The 22420-nt window shown below is 69.1% G+C and carries 6 protein-coding genes; 5 read left to right on the top strand and 1 reads right to left on the bottom strand.

The window, feature by feature from the left end; all coding sequences use genetic code 11:
* The first annotated feature begins 308 nt into the window (after positions 1-308).
* From WME82_RS23025 to WME82_RS23010, 4 genes are all read left to right on the top strand, one after another.
* Positions 309-2198 carry a phosphoenolpyruvate carboxykinase (GTP) gene (locus tag WME82_RS23025; RefSeq protein WP_437748015.1) on the top strand — a complete coding sequence of 630 codons (1890 nt, stop codon included), beginning with the start codon at positions 309-311 and terminating at the stop codon, positions 2196-2198.
* Positions 2199-2551: 353 nt separating this feature from the next.
* Entirely contained in the window at positions 2552-8245 is a 5694-nt protein-coding gene (locus tag WME82_RS23020) for a sensor histidine kinase (RefSeq protein ID WP_438044557.1), read from the top strand.
* A 460-nt stretch (positions 8246-8705) separates the two neighbouring features.
* Positions 8706-14408 (top strand): sensor histidine kinase, encoded by a 5703-nt coding sequence (locus WME82_RS23015; RefSeq protein WP_438044556.1) that lies wholly within the window; start codon positions 8706-8708, stop codon positions 14406-14408.
* A gap of 242 nt (positions 14409-14650) precedes the next feature.
* Positions 14651-20353, top strand: coding sequence for a sensor histidine kinase (locus WME82_RS23010; protein WP_438044555.1), 5703 nt, complete (start codon positions 14651-14653; stop codon positions 20351-20353).
* A gap of 19 nt (positions 20354-20372) precedes the next feature.
* Here the strand turns inward: WME82_RS23010 and WME82_RS23005 are convergent, their stop codons facing one another.
* Positions 20373-21392, bottom strand: a complete 1020-nt coding sequence (locus tag WME82_RS23005; protein ID WP_438044554.1) for a cation diffusion facilitator family transporter — start codon at positions 21390-21392, stop codon at positions 20373-20375.
* A gap of 498 nt (positions 21393-21890) precedes the next feature.
* On the opposite strand from WME82_RS23005, the gene WME82_RS23000 reads away from it, so the two are divergent.
* Positions 21891-22400 carry a hypothetical protein gene (locus WME82_RS23000; RefSeq protein ID WP_438044553.1) on the top strand — a complete coding sequence of 170 codons (510 nt, stop codon included), beginning with the start codon at positions 21891-21893 and terminating at the stop codon, positions 22398-22400.
* Positions 22401-22420: the final 20 nt, after the last annotated feature.

The following is a 22420-nucleotide window of genomic DNA, read 5'->3' as shown; positions in this document are numbered from 1 at the left end:
GCGGTTGCCCGCGAGGCAGCCCTCGGGACCAACCTCCGGGCGGGTTTCGGGCGGATCGACGACCCAGCGCGCGGCGCAGGGCTCGCCCCCCGGGCGCACCTGGTGCCCGCAGCCCTGCTGTAGCGATCGGGCTCAGGAAGAATCAGGGCAGCCTTCCGGCCGCATTTCGGCCAGAATTGGCGTCGAGGGCGGGCAGGGCCTGCGCTTTGCAGAGCGCGTTCGACCCAGAGAGCCAGGAGGGTACGCAAGTGTCCGTAGCAGCCAGCCAGAACAGCCAGAGCTCGTTCCACTCGGAGCCGCCGCCGCCGGTGTCGATCCCCGGCCTGCGGGCGAAGATCGCGAACGAGAAGCTCAGGCAATGGATCGCCGAGGTCGTCGCGTTGTGCCAGCCGGACAACGTGCACGTGTGCGACGGCTCGAAGGAGGAGTACGACGCGCTGTGCGACCAGATGGTCAAGGCGGGCACGCTCATCCGTCTGAACCCGGAGAAGCGCCCGGACAGCTACCTCGCGCGCTCGGACCCGAGCGACGTCGCGCGGGTCGAAGACCGCACGTTCATCTGTAGCCGGCGAAAGCAGGACGCCGGCCCCACCAACAACTGGGCCGAGCCGCAGGAGATGAAGGCCACGCTGCGCCGGCTCTTCGCCGGGTCGATGCGGGGCCGCACGCTCTACGTCATCCCGTTCAGCATGGGCCCGATCGGCTCGCCTTACTCGCACATCGGCGTGGAGCTCAGCGACTCGCCGTACGTCGCCGCGAGCATGCGCATCATGACGCGCATGGGGCGCAAGGTGCTCGAGGCGCTCGGAGACGGCGATTTCGTCCCCTGCCTGCACTCGGTCGGCATGCCCCTCGCCCCGGGACAGGCCGACGTGCCGTGGCCGTGCAACGCCGAGCACAAGTACATCGTCCACTTCCCGGGAGAGCGGCTGATCTGGTCCTACGGGAGCGGCTATGGCGGCAATGCGCTGCTCGGCAAGAAGTGCTTCGCGCTGCGCATCGCCTCGGTCCTCGGCAGGGAGCAGGGGTGGCTCGCGGAGCACATGCTGATCCTGGGGGTCGAGTCGCCGAAGGGCGAGAAGACGTACGTGGCCGCGGCCTTCCCGAGCGCGTGCGGCAAGACGAACTTCGCCATGCTCATCCCGCCGAAGGCGTTCGCGGGCTGGAAGATCACGACGGTGGGCGACGACATCGCCTGGATGAAGCCCGGGCGGGACGGGCAGCTCTATGCGATCAACCCCGAGGCGGGCTATTTCGGCGTGGCCCCGGGGACGTCGGACAAGTCGAACGCGAACGCGATGGCGACCATCCGGAAGGGGACGATCTTCACCAACGTGGGGCTCACGCCCGACGGCGACGTCTGGTGGGAAGGGATGACCGACGAGCCGCCGCCGGAGCTCATCGACTGGCAGGGGAAGCACTGGACCCCGGACTGCGGCCGCAAGGCGGCCCACCCGAACGCGCGCTTCACGACGCCTGCGTCGCAGTGTCCATCGATCGATCCGCGCTGGGACGACCCGAACGGGGTGCCCATCAGCGCGATCGTCTTCGGCGGGCGGCGCGCGACGACGGTGCCCCTCGTGGTCCAGTCGTTCAACTGGAGCTTCGGCGTCTACACGGCCGCGACGATCGGCTCGGAGATGACGGCGGCGGCCGCCGGCAACATCGGCCAGGTGCGCCGCGACCCGATGGCGATGCTGCCCTTCTGCGGCTACCACATGGGCGATTACTTCAATCACTGGCTGCAGATGGGGCGCCAGATCGTCAATCCGCCCCGCATCTTCTCGGTGAACTGGTTCCGCAAGGACGACCAGGGCAACTTCCTCTGGCCGGGCTTCGGGGAGAACATGCGCGTCCTCAAGTGGATCGTCGACCGCGTGCACGGCCGCGGCTTCGCGGAGGAGAGCCCGCTCGGCTGGATGCCGCGCTACGAAGACATCGAGTGGCGGGGCATGGACCGCTTCTCGAAGGAGCAGTTCTACCAGCTGATGGCGGTCGACCGCGAGGCGTGGAAGGTCGAGTTCGGCTCGCACGGGGAGCTCTTCGAGCGGCTCTACGACCGGCTGCCCAAGGAGATCCTGCTGATGCGCGAGCTGCTCCTGTCGCAGCTCTGGCGCTCGCCGGAGCGGTGGGAGCTCGCGCCCGAACGCTACCTCGAGGAGCACGAAGACGACGACGTCGACGAGCCCGGCGCGTAGAGGCCTTCTTTCCAGATGAGAGCGCCCGTGCGGCACATGGCGCGGGCGCTCCTCCGCGACGGCGCCGAACGAGCACGAGGCTGGCGGCCGCTCACCGAGAGGCGTGCCCCGGAATTGACGGGCCTCCCCCGTGGTAGGCTATCGACAGAGGGGCGTGGGGTGGCGCGACCGTCGGGGACGATGACCGGGAACGCGGCGCCCGGCGGGCGCCACGGGCTCACGCCGGCGGTAGGGTTGGGTCGTCTCGGCGAGGCGCGCGGACTCGACCGCGTCCGAGTCGACGGCTGCTCCCATGTCCTGCCGGACAGCCAGACTCCAGCGCTTCGTGGCGCGTCTTCCGCATGGGGTTCCCCATGGACGTGAGCGCTCCCTCTTACCTGGTCACCGAGACGCTTCACGAGGGCCAGCGGGTCAGCCTGCTGCGCGCGGTCCGGAGCGCCGATGGCCGCCCGGTGGTCTTGAAGGTCCTCGACCCGAGGCGCAGCCGCCCGCAGGACATCGAGCGGCTGAAGAACGAATACGCGATTGGCAAGCTGCTCGACCACGACGCCATCGTGGCGCCGCTCGCCCTCGAGACGCACGAGGGGCTGCCGGCGCTCGTCCTGGAGGACTTCGGCGGCGCGTCGCTCGACCACATCATCGGCGCGCCCATGGATGCCGAGAGGTTCCTCGAGCTCGCGGTCCGCATCGCGGCCTGCGTGGCGGTGATCCATGAGCGGGACATCCTCCACAAGGATCTCAAGCCGCAGAACATCCTCGTCAACACGGCCACCGGGCAGGTGAAGCTCGCCGACTTCGGCCTCGCGTCCCGCTTCTCCCGCGAGCAGCCGCCGGCAGGGCCTCCGCGGCTCATCGAGGGGTCGTTGCCGTACCTGTCTCCGGAGCAGACGGGGCGAATGAACCGGGGGATCGACGGCCGCGCCGATCTCTATGCGCTCGGCGTGACGTTCTACGAGATGCTCACCGGGCGGCTGCCGTTCGAGGCGCAGGATCCGCTGGAGTGGGTGCATTGCCACGTCGCGCGCCTCCCGCCGGCGCCCTCGGCGCTGGTGCCCGAGCTGCCCGAGGTGCTCTCGGCGCTGGTCCTGAAGCTCCTGGCCAAGATGCCCGAGGATCGCTACCAGACCGCCCGCGGCCTCAAGCACGACCTGGAGCGGTGCCTCTCGCAGGTCCGGGCCACCGGCAGGATCGAGCCGTTTCCCCTGGCCGAGCGCGACGTCTCCGGCCGCCTCCAGATCCCTCAGAAGCTCTATGGCCGCGAGGACGAGGTGGCTGCGCTGCTCTGCGCGTTCGACCGCGTGGTGGCCACGGGCTCTCCCGAGCTCGTCCTGGTCTCCGGCTATTCCGGCATCGGCAAGTCGGCGCTGGTCCACGAGCTCTACAGGCCGATCGTCCGGGAACGAGCCCTGTTTCTTTCGGGGAAGTTCGACCAGTACAAGCGCGACATCCCCTATTCCACGCTCGTGCAGGCGTTCCGGGAGCTCGTGCTCGAGATCCTCGCGGAGAGCGAGGACCGGATCGCGGCATTCCGGCAGCGGTTGCTCGGCGCGCTCGGGGTCAACGGGCAGCTCATCGCGGACGTGATTCCCCACGTCGAGCTCATCATCGGCCGGCAACCGCCTGTCCCCGAGCTTCCGCCGATCGAGGCGCAGCACCGGTTTCGGGTCGTGTTCCGGCACTTCATCGGGGTGTTCGCCCGGAAAGAGCACCCCCTCGCGCTCTTCGTCGACGATCTCCAGTGGGCCGACTCGGCGAGCCTGGGCCTGCTCTGTGAGCTGGTGACGCACCCGGAGACGCGCCATCTCCTCGTCATTGGCGCGTACCGAGACAATGAGGTGAGCCCCTCGCACCCGCTCCTGTTGGCGCTCGACCAGGCGCGGAAGGAAGGCGCGCGCGTCTCGGACATCGTGCTCGGCCCGCTCTCCCGCGAGCACCTCGCCGCGCTCGTCAGCGACACGCTCCACTGCCGCCGCGAGGACGCCGCGCCGCTCTCGGATCTCGTCCACGAGAAGACGGCCGGCAATCCCTTCTTTGCGATCCAGTTTCTCATGGCGCTCCACGAGGAGCGCCTGATCGAGTTCGACGTCTACGCGGAGGCCTGGAGGTGGGACGTCACGAAGATCCGCGAGAAGGGCTTCACCGACAACGTGGTCGACCTGATGGTCGGCAAGCTCGCGCGGCTCCCTCCGAGCACCCAGAGTGCGCTGAAGCAGCTCGCCTGCCTGGGAAACAGCGCGGAAGTCGCCCTCCTGGCGATGGTCCAGGGCGGCTCGGAGGAGGACATGCACGCGGATCTCCGGGACGCAGCGCGCGAGGGGCTCGTCTTCCGCCTGGACGGTGCGTACAAGTTCCTTCACGACCGGGTCCAGGAAGCGGCCTATTCTCTGATCCCCGAAAGCGAGCGCGCGGCGGCGCACCTCGAGATAGGCAGGCTGCTCGCGAAGCGCACGGCGCCGGAGGAGCTCGAGGAGAAGATCTTCGAGATCGTCAACCAGCTCAACCGGGGAGCCGCGCTGATCACGGCGCGGGAGGAGCGCGAGCGGGCGGCTGAGCTCAACCTCATCGCGGGCAAGCGTGCCAGGGGGTCGGTGGCGTTCGCCTCGGCGCTCACCTACCTCGCGTTAGGCTCGGCGTTCCTGGAGGAAGACCGCTGGGAGCGGCGGTACGATCTCGCCTTCGCGCTCGAGCTGCACCGGGCCGAGTGCGAGTTCCTGACCGGCGAGCTCAGCGCGGCAGAGGAGCGGCTCTCGGAGCTCGCGCGCCGCGCCAGCAGCTTCGTCGACATCGCCGCCGTCACGTGTGTCCGCGTCGAGCTCTACACGATGCTGGATCGAAGCGAGCTCGCCATCGAGATCTGCCTCGAGTCCCTGCGGCGCGTCGGCATCGCGTGGTCGCCGCACCCGACGGACGAGGAGGTCCGGCAGGAGTACGAGCGGATGTGGCGAACGCTCGGGAGGCGCCCGATCGAGGCGCTCGTCGACTTGCCACCGATGACGGATCCGGACTGCCGCACGCTCATCGACGTTCTCATCTCGAGCGAGCCGCCGGCGTCTCTCACGGACGAGAATCTGTTCTGCCTCATGATCGGTCGCATGGCGAACCTCAGCCTCGAGCATGGCAACAGCGACGGAGCATGCATGGCCTACGTCTGGGTCGGGATGGCCCTTGGTATGTACTTCGGCGACTACCGCGCGGGGTTCCGCTTCGGCAAGCTCGGCCTGGAGCTGGCCGAGAAGCGCGGGCCGCTCCGCTTCAAGGCCCGCATCGCCCTGGTCTTCTGGTTCATCATCAACCCCTGGATCAGGCACATGCGCACCAGCGTCGATCCGCTGCGGCGCGCCTTCCACGTGGCGCAGGAGACCGGCGATCTCATCTTTGCTTCCTATGTCCTCAACGGCTTGCTCTCGCTCCTGCTCGCCGGGGGAGCTCCGCTCGGCGAAGTGAATCGAGAAGCCGAGAGCTCGCTCGAATTCGCGCGGAAGGCGAAGTTCGGTCTCATCGTCGACCTCATCACCGGACAGCTGATGTTCATCCGGACGCTCCGGGGCTCGATGCCGGCGCTCGCCTCCGACGATGACCATCTGGACGAGGGGCGGTTCGAGCGGCACCTCGAGGGCGACAGGCGCCGCGCGGTGGCGACGTGCTGGTATTGGATAGGCAAGCTAAAAGCGCGCCTCTTTGCGGGCGATCACGCTTCTGCCATCGAGGCCGCAGCGAGAGCGCAGCGGTTCCTCTGGACATCGCGGTCGTATCCCGTGGTCGCCGAGTACCATTTCTTTGGTGCGCTCGCGCGGGCGGCCTGCCACGACGCGGCGCCTGCCGATGAGCGGCCCCCGCACCTCGTGGAGCTCGCCGCCCACCGCGAGCAACTCGAGGTCGGGGCCGAGAACTGCCCCGAAAACTTCGGCGCCCGCGCCGCGCTGGTCGACGCCGAGATCGCGCGCATCGGCGGCGAATGGGACGAGGCGGCGCAGCTGTACGAGCAGGCGATCCGCTCCGCGCGCGAGAGCGGCTTCGTCCACATCGAGGCGCTGGCGTACGAGATCGCGTCGAGGTTCTACCGGACACGAGGGTTCGATCTGATCGCGGACACCTATCTCCGCGAGGCCCGCGCCTGTTACGCTCGCTGGGGCGCGGACGGGAAGGTCAGGCAGATCGACCAGCAGAACCCGCGGCTCTCGGACCGGAGGCCGCTCGCCCCGAGCGCGTCGTTCGCGGCGCGCTCCGACGAGCTCGAGCTGCTGTCGGTGATCAAGGCGTCGCAGACCATCTCGAGCGAGATCGTCCTCAACCAGCTCCTGCGGACGCTGCTCACGGTCGTCCTCGAGCAGGGCGGCGCGCAGCGGGCTTGCCTCTTCGTGTGTCAGGACGAGCGCCTCACCATGGAGGCGGAGGCGACCCTCGAAGGGAGAGGCGCGGCGACGATCCTCCTCGCGCCCTCGCTGGACGACTCTTCGTGGCAGCGAGTCCCCGGCTCGCTCGTCCATTATGTGCAGCGGACGAAGGAGCGCGTCATCCTGCACGACGCGGCCGCGGATGCGGGCAAGTTCTCCGGAGACGACTACTTCACGCGGTATCGGTCCAGATCGGTCCTGTGCGTGCCCATCCTGAGGCAGGCCGGGGTCGCGGGCTTGCTTTATCTCGAGAACAACCTCCTTGCCGGCGCCTTCACGTCGGACCGGCTCACCGCGCTCTCGCTCCTCGCTTCGCAGGCGGCGATCTCCCTGGAGAACGCGCGGCTCCTCTCCCAGGAGCGGGCCGCGCGGACCTCGGCCGAGTCGGCGGAGCGGCGCGCGGCCTTCCTGGCCGAGGCAGGGGAGATCCTCTCTGCCTCTCTCGATTACGGAGAGACGCTGTCGCGCGTCGTGCGGCTGTCGGTGTTGACGCTCTGCGACTGGTGCATGATCGACATCGTGGAAGGTGGAGGGATCCGGCGGCTGTCATGGGCGCACAGGGACCCGGCGAAGGAGCCGTTGATCGAGGAGCTGGAGCGGCGGTATCCCACTCGCTGGGAATCGCGTCGCCCGGCGCTCAGGGTCCTCCGGACCGGCGAGCCGCTCCTTCTCCCCGAGATCTCCGAAGAGTTCCTCCGACAGCACTGCGAGGACGGCGGTCACGAGAGGCTCCTCCGCGAGATCGGGACGCGCAGCGCCATCATCGTGCCGCTCATGGCGCGCGGACAGCCGATCGGGGTGCTGAGCGTCGTCTCGTCCGCGCCGGGGCGCCGCTACGGCGACGCCGACCTCGATTTCGTCCAGGAGGTGGCGCGCCTGGCCGCGACAGCGATCGACAATTCGCGGCTCTACAGCGCTGCGAACGAGGCGGTGCGGATGCGCGACGAGTTCCTGACGGTCGCGACGCACGAGCTCAACACGCCGATGACGTCGCTCCTGCTCACGCTCGAGGCCATGGATCGGGGCGTCCGCTCGGATCGGCCCTGGGACCGACAGGCCGTGGGCCGGCAGGTCGACCGCGCGCTGCGGCAGGCGACGCGCGTGATCCGCCTGAACAGCGAGCTGCTGGACGTCTCGCGGATCAACGCGGCTCGGTTGAAGCTCGATGTCGCGGAGGTCGACCTCGGGGAGGTCGTCCGCGACGTGCTCGCGCGGTTCAAGCTGGATCTGGCGCGCGCCGGGTGCTCGGTCGCCTTGCAGGAGCACGGCCGGATCGTGGGCCTCTGGGATGGTTCTCGCGTGGACCAGATCGTCTCGAACCTTCTCGCCAACGCGATCAAGTTCGGGGCGGGCAAGCCCGTGGAGATCTCCGTCGGCGAGGAGGCGGGGACGGCGCGGCTCTCGGTCCGGGATCACGGGATCGGGATCGACCCGGCGCGCCAGGGGCAGATCTTCGAGCGGTTCGAGCGCGCGGTGTCCAACAGGCACTACGGCGGGCTGGGGCTCGGCCTGTACATCAGCCGCAGCCTCGCGGAGGCGCACGGCGGCTCGATCCGCGTCGAGAGCGCGCTCGGCGCCGGGGCGACGTTCGTCGTCGAGCTGCCGCGGGCCGGGCCGCCGCGCACAGCCGAGCCGCGCGCCCTGCCGGGCTGAGCGGCGCGGCGCGCGCTGGATGGCGAGGACGTTCGCAGAGGAGGCGAAGAGGTCCGTGCGCGCATCGACGGCGCTCGCGGTGACCGCCCTCGATTGGCCGAGCGGGAGGCGATCCGCGCATCGCAGCGAGGCGACCCTGCGGACTCGCGTTCGCCATGCGCGTGCGGGGCGGGACGCGCCTCGCCGGGCGGTGATGGGCGCGTCGTCGGGGGAGCGAGCGATGGATTCTCCCCCGTGGTATCCATCGACCGAAGGGGGATCCCGGGGTGGCGCGACTGTGGGAGGCCGTGACGCGAGATGAGGTGTCCGGCGGAAGCCGTGCGCTCGCGTCGGTCGTGTGGCCGTGTCGCTCCGGCGAGGCGCGCGGACTCGACCGTTCGGGCGTCGACAGCTCTCATGTCCCACGGAGCTGCCGGGCGCCAGCGCTCCGTGGCGTGTGCTCCCCAGGGGGATGCTCCCCATGGAGGTGAGCCCGGCCTCCTCCTATGCGATCACCGCGATCCTCCACGAGGGCCAGAAGACCAGCCTGTTCCGCGCGATCCGGAGCACCGATGGCCGCCCGGTGATCTTGAAGGTCCTCGACCCGAGGCGCAGCCGCCCGGAGGACATCGAGCGCCTGAAGCATGAGTACGCGATGGGCATGAAGCTGAGCCACGAGGCCATCGTGGCGCCGCTCGCCCTCGAGACGTACGAGGGATTGCCGGCGCTCGTCATGGAGGACTTCGGCGGCGAGTCGCTCGACCACCTCCTCGATGCGCCCATGAGAACCGAGCGGTTCCTCGACCTTGCGGTGCGTATCGTGGCCGCCGTGGCGGAGCTCCACCAGCGGGACATCATCCACAGGGATCTCAAGCCCCAGAACATCCTCGTCAATGCAGCCACCGGCCAGGTGAAGCTCGCCGGTCTCGGCCTCGCGTCCTGCCACACCCGCCAGCAGCCGCCGGCGGGGCCGCCCCGGCTCATCGAGGGCTCGTTGCCGTACCTGGCTCCGGAGCAGACGGGGCGGATGAACCGGGGGATCGACAGCCGCGCTGATCTCTATGCGCTCGGGGTCACGTTCTACGAGATGCTCACAGGGCGGCTGCCCTTCGAGGCCCGGGACCCGCTCGAGTGGGTGCACTGCCACGTCGCCCGCGTCCCGCCGCCGCCCTCCGCGCGGGTCCCTGAGCTGCCCGAGGTCGTCTCGGCGCTCGTCCTGAAGCTCCTGGCCAAGATGGCGGAGGATCGTTACCAGACCGCGCGCGGCCTCAAGCACGACCTCGAGCGGTGCCTTTCGGCGTGGCGAGCCACCGGCAGGATCGAGCCGTTTCCCCTGGCCGAGCACGACGTCTCCGATCGCTTCGAGATCCCTCAGAAGCTCTATGGCCGCGAGGAGGAGGTAGCCGCGCTGCTGCGCGCCTTCGAGCGCGTGAGGGACACGGGAGCCCCCGAGCTCGTCTTGGTCTCCGGCTATTCCGGCATCGGCAAGTCGGCGCTGGTCTACGAGCTCCACAAGCCGATCGTCCGGGAGCGGGCCCTCTTTCTCTCGGGGAAGTTCGACCAGTACAAGCGCGATATCCCTTTCTCCACGCTCGTCCAGGCCTTACGGGAGCTCGTGCTCGAGATCCTCGCCGAGAATGAGGACCGGATCGCGGCCTGGAGACAGCGGGTGCTCGGCGCGCTCGGGAGCAACGGGCAGCTCATCGTGGAGGTCATCCCTCAGGTCGAGCTCATCATCGGCCGGCAACCGCCGGTTCCGGAGCTTCCGCCGACCGAGGAGCAGAACCGGTTCCGCGTCGTGTTCCGGCACTTCATCGGGGTGTTCGCCCGGAAGGAGCACCCCCTCGCGCTCTTCCTCGACGACCTCCAGTGGACCGATTCGGCGAGCCTCGGCCTCCTTCACGATCTGGTGACGCACCCCGAGACCCGCCATCTGCTCGTCATCGGCGCGTACCGCGACAACGAGGTGACCCCCTCGCATCCGCTCATGCGAACGCTCGACAAGGCGCGGGAAGAGGACGCGCGCATCTCGGACATCGCGCTCGGCCCGCTTTCCCGAGACGACCTCGCCGCGCTCGTCAGCGACGCGCTCCACCGCTCCCGCGAAGATGCCGCGCCGCTCTCGAACCTCGTCCACGAGAAGACGGCCGGCAATCCCTTCTTCGCGATCCAGTTCCTCACGGCGCTGCACGAAGAGCGGCTCATCGAGTTCGACGAGCGTGCCGAGGCCTTTCGGTGGGACGTGGCGAAGATCCGTGAGAAGGGTTTCACCGACAATGTGGTCGACCTGATGGTCGGCAAGCTCGTGCGGCTCCCTCGGCGCGCCCAGGAAGCGCTGAAGCAGCTCGCCTGTCTGGGAAACACGGCGGAGGTCGCCCTCCTGACGATGGTTCACGGCGGGTCGGAGGAAGAGGTGCACGCGGGTTTCCGGGACGCAGCTCATGAGGGGCTCGTCTACCGCGTGGAAAACACATACAAGTTTCTCCACGACCGCGTCCAGGAGGCGGCCTATTCGCTCATCCCTGAAGGCGAGCGGGCGGCGGTGCACCTCGAGATCGGCCGGCTGCTCGCGTCGTGGACGCCGCCTGAGGAGCTCGAGGAGAAGATCTTCGAGATCGTGAATCAGCTCGACCGGGGGGCCGGGCTGATCACGTCGCGCGAGGAGCGAGAGCGGGCGGCTGAGCTCAATCTCATCGCCGGCAAGCGCGCCAAGGTGTCGACGGCCTACGCTTCAGCGCTGAAGTACCTCGCCGCCGGCGCGGCGTTCCTGGAACTGGAAGACGACAGCTGGTCCCTTCGGTACGAGCTCATCTTCGCGCTCGAGCTCCACCGGGCCTCATGTGAGTTTCTGACCGGCGAGCGCGCGGCGGCGGAGGAGCGGCTCTCAAGGCTCTCGCGCCGCGCCGAAAACCTCGTCGACGTCGCCGCGGTCACGTGCGCGCGCGTGGATCTCTACACGACCCTGGATCGAAGCGATCTCGCCATCGAGATTTGCCTCGAGTACCTGCGGCGCATCGGCGTGGACTGGTCGCCGCACCCGACGGACGAGGAGGTCCGGCAGGAATACGAGCGGATGTGGCGAACGCTAGGGAGGCGCCCGATCGAGGCGCTCTTCGATCTGCCCCCGATGACCGATCCGGACTGCCGCGCGACCATCGACGTCCTCACGTCGGGCGAGGCGTCGACGTTGTTCACCGACGAGAACCTGGACTGCCTCCTGGTCGCCCGCGTGGCGAACCTCAGCCTCGAGCATGGCAACAGCGACGGATCGTGCCTCGCCTACGTCCGGGTCGGGACGATCCTCGGGGCGCGCTTCGGCGACTACCGCGCGGGGTTTCGCTTCGGCAAGGTCGGCCTCGATCTGGTGGAGAAGCGAGCGATGCGCCGCTTCAAGGCCCGCGTCGATTTGGCCTTCTGGCACACAATCAACCCCTGGACGCGGCACGTGCGCACCAGCCTCGAGCCCTTGCGACGCGCCTTTCACGCGGCGCAGGAGACCGGCGATCTTACGTATGCGTCCTATACCCTCGCCGGCTTGATCTCGCTCCTCCTCGCCGCTGGAGATCCGCTCGGCAAGGTGCAGCGAGAGGCCGAGGGCGCGCTCGAATTCGCGCGGAAGCTGGAGTTCGGCCTCATGGTCGACTGCATCACCGGACTGATAGGGCTCATCCGGACGCTCAGGGGCCTGACGCCGGCTCTGGGCTGCTTCAACGACGACCACTTCGACGAGCGCCGATTCGAGCGGCGCCTTGAGGACGATCCGCGCCTCTCGTTCGCCAAGTGCTGGTATTGGATCCGGAAGCTCCAAGCGCACTTTTACGCAGGCGATTACGCTTCTGCCATCGAGGCCGCAGCAAGAGCGCAGAGGCTTCTCTGGATGTTGCCGTCGTTCCTCGATGTCGCCGAGTACCATTTCTACAGCGCGCTCGCGCGTGCGGCCTGCTGCGACGCAGCACCTGCAGACGAGCGGCCCCCGCATTTCACGGAGCTCGTCGCACATCACAAGCAGATCGAGGTCTGGGCTTCGAGCTCCCCCGAGAGCTTCGGCGACCGTGCGGTGCTGGTCGGCGCCGAGATCGCGCGCGTCGACGGCGAATGGGACAAGGCGGCGCAGCTGTACGAGCAGGCCATCCGCTCCGCGCGCAAGAGCGGCTTCGTCCACAACGAGGCGCTGGCCTACGAGATCGCATCGAGGTTTTACCGGGCGCGGGGGTTCGACCTGATTGCCGCCACGTACCTCCGCGAGGCCCGCGCCTGCTACGCTCGCTGGGGGGCGGACGGCAAGGTCGAGCAGATCGACCAGCAAAATTCCGGTCTCTGGGACGTGAGACCGCTCGCTCCAACCGCCACCTTCGCGGCGCGGTCCGAGCAGCTCGACCTGCTCTCGGTGACCAAGGCATCGCAGACCCTGTCGAGCGAGATCGTCGTCGGCGAGCTGCTGCGCACGCTGCTCACGGTCGTCCTCGAGCAGGGCGGGGCGCAGAGGGCTTGCATCCTCCTGTACCAGAACGAGCGCCTCTCCATCGAGGCGGAGGCCACCGTCGAAGAGAAAGCGGCGGCGACGACCATCCTCCTGCCGAAGGCGGAGGAGCTTTCGCGGCGCGTCCCCTTGTCGCTCGTCCGCTACGTGCAGCGGACGAAGGAGCGCGTCATCTTGAGCGACGCCGCCGCTGGTGCGGGCAAGTTCTCCGGCGACGAGTACTTCACGCAGGCTAGGCCCAAGTCGCTCCTCTGCGTGCCCATCCTGAGGCAGGGCGAGGTGGTGGGCCTGCTCTACCTCGAGAACAACCTCCTCGCCGGCGCGTTCACGCAGGATCGGCTCACCGCCCTGTCGCTCCTCGCCACGCAGGCGGCGATCTCTCTGGAGAACGCGCGGCTGCTCTCCAAGGAGCAGGCCGCGCGGACCGCGGCCGAGGCGGCGGGGCGGCGCGCGGCCTTCCTGGCCGAGGCGGGGGAGATCCTCGCCGGGTCGCTCGATTACGCGGAGACGCTCTCTCGCCTCGCGCGGCTCTCGGTGCGATCGCTATGCGACTGGTGTGTCATCGAAGTCGTGGAAGGTGGAGAGCCCCGGCGAATTTCGTGGGCACATAGAGACCCCGCGAAGGAGCCGTTGTTCGAGGAGCTGGAGCGGCGGTATCCTTCTCGCCGGGACTCGCCCCACCCCGCGGCCAGGGTCCTGCGGAGCGGTGAGCCGCTCCTGCTCCCCGAGATCGCCGAAGCCGTCCTCCGGGAACATTGCGAGGACGACGGGTACGCGAGGCTCATCCGCGAGCTCGGGACCTACAGCGCCATCACGGTGCCGCTCGTGGCGCGGGGACAGCCGATCGGGGCGCTGAGCATCGGCTCGTCGGTGTCGGCGCGCCGGTACGGGGACGCCGACATCGAGCTCGTGCAGGAGGTGGCGCGCCTGGCCGCGATAGCGATCGACAATGCGCGGCTCTACCGCGCTGCCCAGGAGGCCATCCGCGCGCGGGACGAGTTCCTCACCGTGGCGACGCACGAGCTCAACACGCCGATGACGTCGCTCCTTCTCACGCTCGAGTCCATGGATCGGGGTGTCCGCTCGGATCGGCCCTGGGACCGACAGGCCGTGGGCCGGCAGGTCGACCGCGCGCTGCGGCAGGCGACGCGCGTGATCCGCCTGAACGGCGAGCTGCTCGACGTCTCTCGGATCAACGCGGCCCGGCTGAGGCTCGATGTGGCGGAGGTCGACCTCGGGGAGGTCGTCCGCGACGTGCTCGCGCGGTTCAAGCTGGATCTGGCGCGCGCTGGGTGCTCGGTCGCCTTGCAGGAGCACGGCCGGATCGTGGGCCTCTGGGATGGTTCTCGCGTGGACCAGATCGTCTCGAACCTGCTCGCCAACGCGATCAAGTTCGGGGCGGGCAAGCCCGTGGAGATCTCCGTCGGCGAGGAGGCTGGCATTGCGCGGCTCTCGGTCCGGGATCACGGGATCGGGATCGACCCGGCGCGCCAGGGGCAGATCTTCGAGCGGTTCGAGCGCGCGGTGTCCAACAGGCACTACGGCGGGCTGGGGCTCGGCCTGTACATCAGCCGCAGCCTCGCGGAGGCGCACGGCGGCTCGATCCGCGTCGAGAGCGCGCTCGGCGCCGGGGCGACGTTCATCGTCGAGCTGCCGCGGATCGGACCGCCGCGCGGGGCCGAGCCGGGCTCCCTGGCGGGCTGAACGGCGCAGCCAGGGGCTCGCGTTGGCCGGGCATCCTTCATAATATAGTCCGATAGAGAGGGAGGTACGACTGCGGGAGAACCTGGCTGGAAGCGTGCTGCCGGGCGGGAGCCAGGCGCTCAGTCCGGTCGTGTGGTTGGGCCGTGTCGGAGAGGTGCGCGGACTCGACCGCTCCGGCGTCGATGACAGCCCACATGTCCCGCCAAGCCGCCGGACGCCGACGCGTCACGGAGCGTATTCCCATGGAGACGAGCACGGCCCCCCTCTACACGATCACAGAGACCCTCCACGAGGGCCAGCAGACCAGCCTGCTTCGCGCGATCCGGAGCGCCGATGGCTGCCCGGTGATCTTGAAGGTCCTCGACCCGAGGCGCAGCTGCCCGAAGGACGTCGAGCGCCTGAAGCACGAGTATGCGATCGGCAAGGCGCTGAGCCACGAGGCCATCGTGGCGCCGCTCGCCCTCGAGACGTACGAGGGGCTGCCGGCGCTCGTCATGGAGGATTTCGGCGGCGAGTCGCTCGACCACTTCATGGACGCGCCCATGAACATCGAGCGGTTCCTCGACCTCGCGGTTCGTATCGTGGCCGCCGTGGCGGAGCTCCACCAGCGGGACATCATCCACAAGGATCTCAAGCCCCAGAACATCCTCGTCAACGCAGCTACTGGGCAGGTCAAGCTCACCGACCTCGGCCTCGCGTCCCGCCTCTCCCGCGAGCAGTCGCCGGCAGGGCCTCCCCGGCTCATCGAGGGCTCCTTGCCGTACCTGGCTCCGGAGCAGACGGGGCGGATGAACCGGGCGATCGACAGCCGCACCGATCTCTATGCGCTCGGGGTCACGTTCTACGAGATGCTCACCGGGCGGCTGCCGTTCGAGGCTCGGGACCCGCTCGAGTGGGTGCACTGTCACGTCGCCCGCGTCCCGCCGCCGCCCTCCGCGCTGGCCCCGGAGCTGCCCGAGGTCCTCTCCGCCCTCGTCCTGAAGCTCCTGGCCAAGATGGCGGAGGATCGCTACCAGACCGCCCGCGGCCTCAAGCACGACCTCGAGCGGTGCCTTTCGGCGTGGCGAGCCACCGGCCGGATCGAGCCATTCCCCTTGGCCGAGCACGACGTCTCCGGCCGCTTCGAGATCCCTCAGAAGCTCTATGGCCGCGAGGAGGAGGTGGTCGCGCTGCTGCGCGCGTTCGAGCGCGTGATGGGCACGGGAGTCCCCGAGCTCGTCCTGGTCTCCGGCTATTCGGGCATCGGCAAGTCGGCGCTGGTCCACGAGCTGTACAGGCCGATTGTCCGGGAGCGAGCGTGCTTTCTGTCGGGGAAGTTCGATCAATACAAGCGCGACATCCCTTACTTCACGCTCGTCCAGGCCTTCAGGGAGCTCGTGCAGGAGATCCTCACCGAGGACGAGGACCGGATCGCGGCCTTCCGGCAGCGGCTGCTCGGCGCCCTCGGGATCAACGGACAGCTCATCGTGGAGGTCATCCCTCAGCTCGAGCTCGTCATCGGCCGGCAACCGCCGGTTCCTGAGCTCCCGCCGACCGAGGCGCAGAACCGGTTCCGCATCGTATTCCGGCACTTCATCGGGGTGTTCGCCCGGAAGGAGCACCCCCTCGCGCTCTTCCTCGACGATCTCCAGTGGACCGATTCGGCGAGCCTCGGGCTCCTTCATGATCTCGTGACGCACCCCGAAACGCGATATCTCCTCGTCATAGGCGCGTACCGCGACAACGAGGTGCCGCCCTCGCATCCGCTCGTGCTGATGCTCGACCAGGCGCGGAAGGAGGGGGCGCGCGTCACGGACATCGTGCTCGGCCCGCTTTCCCGAGAGCACCTCGCCGCGCTCGTCAGCGACGCGCTCCGCTGTCGCCGCGAAGACGCCGCGCCGCTCTCGGATCTCGTCCACGAGAAGACGGCGGGCAACCCCTTCTTCGCGATCCAGTTCCTCTCCGCGCTGCACCAAGAGCGGCTGATCGAGTTCGACGAGCGTGCCTATGCCTTTCGGTGGGACGTGGCGAAGATCCGCGAAAAGGGGTTCACCGACAACGTGGTCGACCTGATGGTCGGCAAACTCGCGCGGCTCCCTCGGCGCACCCAGGGAGCGCTGACGCAGCTCGCCTGTCTGGGAGACACCGTGGAGGTCACCCTCCTGACGATCGTTCAGGGCGGCTCGGAGGAGGACGTGCACGCGGATCTTTGGGACGCAGTTCATGAGGGGCTCGTTCTTCGCTTGAACGGCACGTACAAGTTCCTCCACGACTGCGTCCAGGAGGCGGCCTATTCGCTCATCCCTGAAGGCGAGCGGGCGGCAGTGCATCTCCGGATCGGCCGGCTGCTCGTGTCGCATACGCCGCCCGAAGAGCTCAAGGAGAAGATCTTCGAGATCGTGAACCAGCTCAACCGCGGCGCCGGGCTCATGACGTCGCGGGGCGAGCGAGAACGGGTCGCGGAGCTCAACCTCGTCGCGGGCAAGCGCGCCAAGGGGTCGACCGCCTACGCCTCGGCGCTGGCGTACCTCGCCGCCGGCGCGGCGCTCCTCACCGAGGACAGCTGGTCGCTTCGTTACGAGCTCACCTTCGCGCTCGAGCTCCACCGGGCCGAGTGTGAGTACCTGACCGGCGAGCTGTCGACAGCGGAGGAGCGGTTAGCCATGCTCTCGCGCCGCGCCCGGAACGTCGTCGACTTCGCCGCCGTCACGTGCGTGCGCATGGCCCTGTACACGACCCTGGATCAGAGCGACCGCAGCGTGGAGGCGTGCCTCGAGTACCTCCGGCGCGTCGGCGTCGAGTGGCCGCCGCACCCGACGGACGCGGATGTCCATCAGGAATACGAGCGGATGTGGCGAAAGGTCGGGAGCCGCCCGCTCGAGGAGCTCCTCGACTTGCCCACGATGACCGACCCGGACTGCCGCGCGACCATGGACGTCCTCTCGTCGTGCGATGTGCCGGCCTTGTTCTCCGACAAGAACCTGCTGAGCCTCCTGGTCGCTCGCATGGTGAACCTCAGCCTCGAGCATGGCAACAGCGACGCATCATGCCTCGCCTACGTCCGGCTCGGCTCGCTCCTCGGATCGCACTTCGGCGATTACCGGGCGGGGTTTCGCTTCGGCAAGCTCGGCCTCGATCTGATGGAGAAGCGCGCGATACTCCGCTTCAAGGCCCGCGTCTATTTTGTCTTCTGGTACACCATCAATCCCTGGACGCAGCACGTGCGCACCAGCATCGATCCATTACGACGCGGCCTTCATGCGGCGCAGGCGATCGGCGATCTCACGTATTCGTCCTATCTGTCCGCCGTCTTGGTGACGCTCCTCCTCATGGAGGGAGATCCGCTCGACGAGGTGCAGCGAGAGGCCGAGGGGGCCCTCGAGTTCACGCGGAAGGCGAAGTTCGGCGTCCTCGTCGACCTCGTCACCGGACAGCTCAGGTTCATCCGGACGCTCCGGGGGCTCTTGCCGGATTTCGGCTCCTTCAACGATGACTACTTCGATGAGGGCCGGTTCGAGCGGCGCCTCGAGGGCGATCCGCGCCTCTCAATCGCCGCGGGCTGGTACTGGCTCCACAAGCTGCAAGCGCGTTGCTACGCGGGTGATTACGCCTCTGCCGTCGAGGCCGGGGCGAAGGCGCAGCGGCTCCTCCAGACGTCGCCGGTGTTCCTCGGACTCACCGAATACCATTTCTATAGTGCGCTCGCGCGGGCGGCGCGCCACGACGCGGCACCTCCATCCGCCGACGAGCGGTCGCAGCACCTCACGGCGCTCGTCACCCACCACCAGCAACTCGAGGTCTGGGCTTCGAGCTGCCCGGAAAACTTCCGCAATCGCGCGGCGCTGGTCGGCGCCGAGATTGCCCGCATCGGCGGCAAATGGGACAAAGCGGAGCATCTGTACGAGCAGGCCATCCGCTCCGCGCGCGAAAGCGGCTTTGTCCACAACGAGGCGCTCGCCTACGAGCTCGCGTCGAGGTTTTACCGGACGCGAGGGTTCGGCCTGATCGCCGCCACGTACCTCCGCGAGGCACGCACGTGTTACGCCTGCTGGGGGGCGGATGGCAAGGTCAAGCAGATCGACCAGCAGCATCCGCACCTCTGGGATAAGAGGCCGCTCGCTCCAACCGCTTCCTTCGCGGCGCGGTCCGAGCAGCTCGACCTGCTCTCGGTGACCAAGGCATCGCAGACCGTGTCGAGCGAGATCGTCCTCGACAAGCTGCTCCGCACGCTGCTCACGGTCGTCCTCGAGCAGGGCGGCGCGCAGAGGGCTTGCATCCTCCTGTACCAGGACGAACGCTTCTCCATCGAAGCGGAGGCCACCCTCGAAGAGAAAGGGTCGGCGACGACCATCCTCCCGCCGAAGGCGGAGGAGCTTTCGCGGCGCGTCCCCATGTCGCTCCTCCGCTACGTGCAGCGGACGAAGGAGCGTGTCATCCTGAGCGATGCCGCGGCTGATGCGGGCAAGTTCTCCGGCGATGACTACCTCGCGCGGTATAGGCCCAAGTCGCTCCTCTGCGTGCCCATCCTGAGGCAGGGCGAGGTGGTGGGCCTGCTCTACCTCGAGAACAACCTCCTCGAGGGCGCGTTCACGCCGGAGCGGCTCACCGCCCTCTCGCTCCTCGCCACGCAAGCAGCGATCTCCCTGGAGAACGCGCGGCTGCTCTCCAAGGAGCAGTCAGCGCGGACCGCGGCCGAGGCGGCGGAGCGGCGCGCGGCCTTCCTGGCCGAGGCCGGGGAGATCCTCTCCGGGTCGCTCGATTACGCCGAGACGCTCTCGCGCCTCACACGGCTATCGGTGCGATCGCTCTGCGACTGGTGCATGATCGACCTGGTGGCAGACGGAGAGATCCGGCGAATCTCATGGGCCCATAGAGATCCCGCGAAGGAGTCGTTGTTCGAGGAGCTAGAGCGGCGGTATCCTCCTCGCCCGGATTCGCCCCGCCCGGCGGCTAGGGTCCTGCGGAGCGGCGAGCCACTCCTGGTCCCCGAAGTCTCCGAGGCAGTCCTCCGGGAATACTGCGAGGACGACGAGCACGTGAGGCTCCTCCGAGAGCTCGGGACCTATAGTTCCATCACCGTGCCGCTCGTGGCGCGGGGACAACCGATCGGGGCGCTGGGCATTGTCTCGTCCGTGCCGGAGCGCCGCTACGGGGATGCCGATCTCGAGCTCATCCAGGAAGTGGCGCGCCGGGCCGCGATCGCGATCGACAATGCGCGGCTCTACCACACTGCCCAGGAGGCCATCCGTGCGCGGGACGAGTTCCTCACATTGGCGACGCACGAGCTCAACACGCCGATGACCTCGCTCACCCTGACGCTCGAGGCCATGCATCGGGCGCGCCAATCAGGTCGGTCCTATGACCCTCAGACCACGGACAGGCAGGTCGACCGCGCGCTGCGGCAGGCGGCGCGCCTGACCCGCCTGAACAGCGAGCTGCTGGACGTCTCGCGGATCAACGCGGCTCGGCTGAGGCTCGATGTGGCGGAGATCGACCTCGGGGAGGTCGTGCGCGAGGTGCTCCCGCGGTTCAAGCTGGATCTGGCGCGCGCCGGGTGCTCGGTCTCGCTGCGGGAGCGCGGCCGGGTCGTGGGCCTCTGGGATGGTTCCCGCGTGGACCAGATCGTCTCGAACCTGCTCGCGAACGCGATCAAGTTCGGGGCGGGCAAGCCCGTGGAGATCTCCGTCGGCGAGGAGGCCGGGACGGCGCGGCTGGCCGTCCGGGATCACGGGATCGGGATCGACCCGGCGCGCCAGGAGCGGATCTTCGATCGCTTCGAGCGCGCGGTGTCCAACAGGCACTACGGCGGGCTGGGGCTCGGCCTATATATCAGCCGCAGGATCGCGGAGGCTCACGGCGGCTCGATCCGTGTGCAGAGCGCGCCCGGCGCCGGCGCCACGTTCATCGTCGAGCTCCCGCGTGCCGGACCGCCGCGCACGGCCGAGCCGCGCGCCCTGCCGGGCTGAGCGGCGCTGCCCGGCGTCGTCACGCCGGCTCGTCGCGCTCCGGGTCGATGTGCACGAGCACCTCCGCGTCGGGCTCGATGGCGAGGATGGCGTCGCGCGCGCGGTCGCCGGTCGCGTGCGCGCGCGCGAGGGGGAGGTCGCCCGGGAGCTCGATGTGCACCTCGACGAACAGCGTGCGCCCGGCGATCCGCGTGCGCAGCCTGTGGTGGCCGAGGAGCTCGCCGCGCGCGCGCATGGCGTCGAGCGCGGCCGCGATGGCGCCGACGCGCTCCTCCGGGGCGCTCGTGTCGATGAGGTCGCGCACGCCGAGCCGGAGGAGGGTCCCCGCGGACGTGAGGATATAGACGGCGACCGCGACCGAGAGGGCGCCGTCGATGCGGGAGAAGCCCGTCGCGTACGTGAGGGCGACGCCGGCGAGGACCGCGAGGTTCGCGGCGATGTCGGTGCGGTAGTGGACGGCGTCGGCCTGGATCGCGCTCGATCCGGTGCGCGCGGCGACGCGGCCGAGGTAGGCCACGAGCGCCGCGGTGACGAGCGCGGCGGCGGCCATCGCGCCGAGCGTGACGGCGGCGAGGCGGAGCGGCTCGGGCGAGAGCAGCCGCCGGATCCCCTCGATGAGCAGGTAGACCCCCGAGCCGCCGATGAGCAGGCCCTGACCGGCGGTCGCGAGCGTCTCGATCTTCGCGTGGCCGAACGGGTGCGAGCGGTCGGGGGCGGCGTGGGCCAGCTGGATGGCGAGCGCGTTCGCCGAGGAGGCGAAGAGGTCCGTGAGCGAGTCGACGGCGCTCGCGGTCACGGCCATCGACTGTCCGAGCTGGCCGGCGATGAGCTTGCCGAGGGCGAGGCCGCCGGCGGTCAGCGCCGCGATGCGCCCGGCGCGCAGCGCGGCGCGGGCGCGGTCGGCAGGGTCGAGGCGGCGCTCGGCGGAGGGAGCGGCGCCGGGGTCGACCGCGCGGGCGGCGGGCGCAACGCCGGGGGCAAGGCGGGCGGCGGGGTCGGGGCGGGCGCCGAGGCGGGCGGCAGGACGTGGTCCGCTCATGGCCGGGAGGCTACCCCGCGACGCCCTTGCCCGTCATGCGCGTGGTGGTCAGGATCACCCGAGCGGGTGCGCTGCCACGTCGCACGCCCCCGACCGCGAGATCGTCGAACGCATGGCCCCGCAGCTCTCGGCGGCCGCATGCGTCCGCTCCTTCACGCGGGCGCGCGCAGGCAGGCCACCTCGGCATGGATTACCGTCCGAGATCAGGAAATCCGGAGTGCAGAGGAAGCGTTCATCGTGGAGCTCCCATTGCGTCCCCCGGCGAACTGCGGGTCTCCGATCCACCACGGGAGGGCCCTGGCCGAGATGGCGGAGTACAAGCTGCTGAACGAGCTCATCGGCTGCCTCGTTCATGCGCTGTCTCACAAGACACCGGCAGCCCGCGCGCGCCCGGCGCCCGAAGGCGCTTGCGACGGAGAGGTCGCTCTCGATAGGTATATCGAGACGCCCCTGCGGCGCTCCGGGGGATCTGGGCGGCAGGGGGGTGGGGGAGATCCGATGACCAAGACACTCAAGAGACCCATCGAGACCCGGACCGGCATCCGCGTCGTGCAGAACGGCGACGTCGTGGAGACGTTCAACGTCGTTGGCGAGCGCATCCACCGCATCGAGAAGCCTGGCCGCATCCCCGGGGTCTTCGTGGCGCGCTGGTATGGCACGCCGCTCGACGAGGAGATGAAGGAGATCATCGGCGGTCATTTCTACGATGTCTTCCTGGAGTGCGGGGGCCCGCTGTGCCTCATCGACATACGCGACTGCAAGGCGAGCTGGGACGGCATCAACGACTGGCAGCGAGGCGAGATCATGCCGAAGGCCTACGCGGCCGGGCTGAAGCGGGTCGCGACGCTCCTGCCCAGGGAGGCCGCGGAAGGCGCGGAGCAGGTCGTCGAGAACCACGAGTTCGCCGCCAGCCGGTTCGCGGAGGACGATGCGCACATCGCCGCGTTCTTCTCCGAGGAGGAGGCGCTGGCCTGGCTGCGCAGGGCCCACCCCCCGGGGGCGGCGTGAGCGCGGAGCCCGCGCGCGAG

The sequence above is a fragment of the Sorangium sp. So ce128 genome (assembly GCF_051525245.1).
Taxonomy (GTDB): Bacteria; Myxococcota_A; Polyangia; order Polyangiales; family Polyangiaceae; genus Sorangium; species Sorangium cellulosum_B.
This window is presented reverse-complemented; position numbering and strand designations above follow the sequence as displayed.

Excerpts from the sequence above, each read along its gene's own strand:
- WME82_RS23000 (WP_438044553.1), top strand. The coding sequence starts at position 21,891 with ATGACCAAGACACTCAAGAGACCCATCGAGACCCGGACCGGCATCCGC.
- WME82_RS23020 (WP_438044557.1), top strand. The coding sequence starts at position 2,552 with ATGGACGTGAGCGCTCCCTCTTACCTGGTCACCGAGACGCTTCACGAG.
- WME82_RS23005 (WP_438044554.1), bottom strand. The coding sequence starts at position 21,392 with ATGAGCGGACCACGTCCTGCCGCCCGCCTCGGCGCCCGCCCCGACCCC.
- WME82_RS23010 (WP_438044555.1), top strand. The coding sequence starts at position 14,651 with ATGGAGACGAGCACGGCCCCCCTCTACACGATCACAGAGACCCTCCAC.
- WME82_RS23015 (WP_438044556.1), top strand. The coding sequence starts at position 8,706 with ATGGAGGTGAGCCCGGCCTCCTCCTATGCGATCACCGCGATCCTCCAC.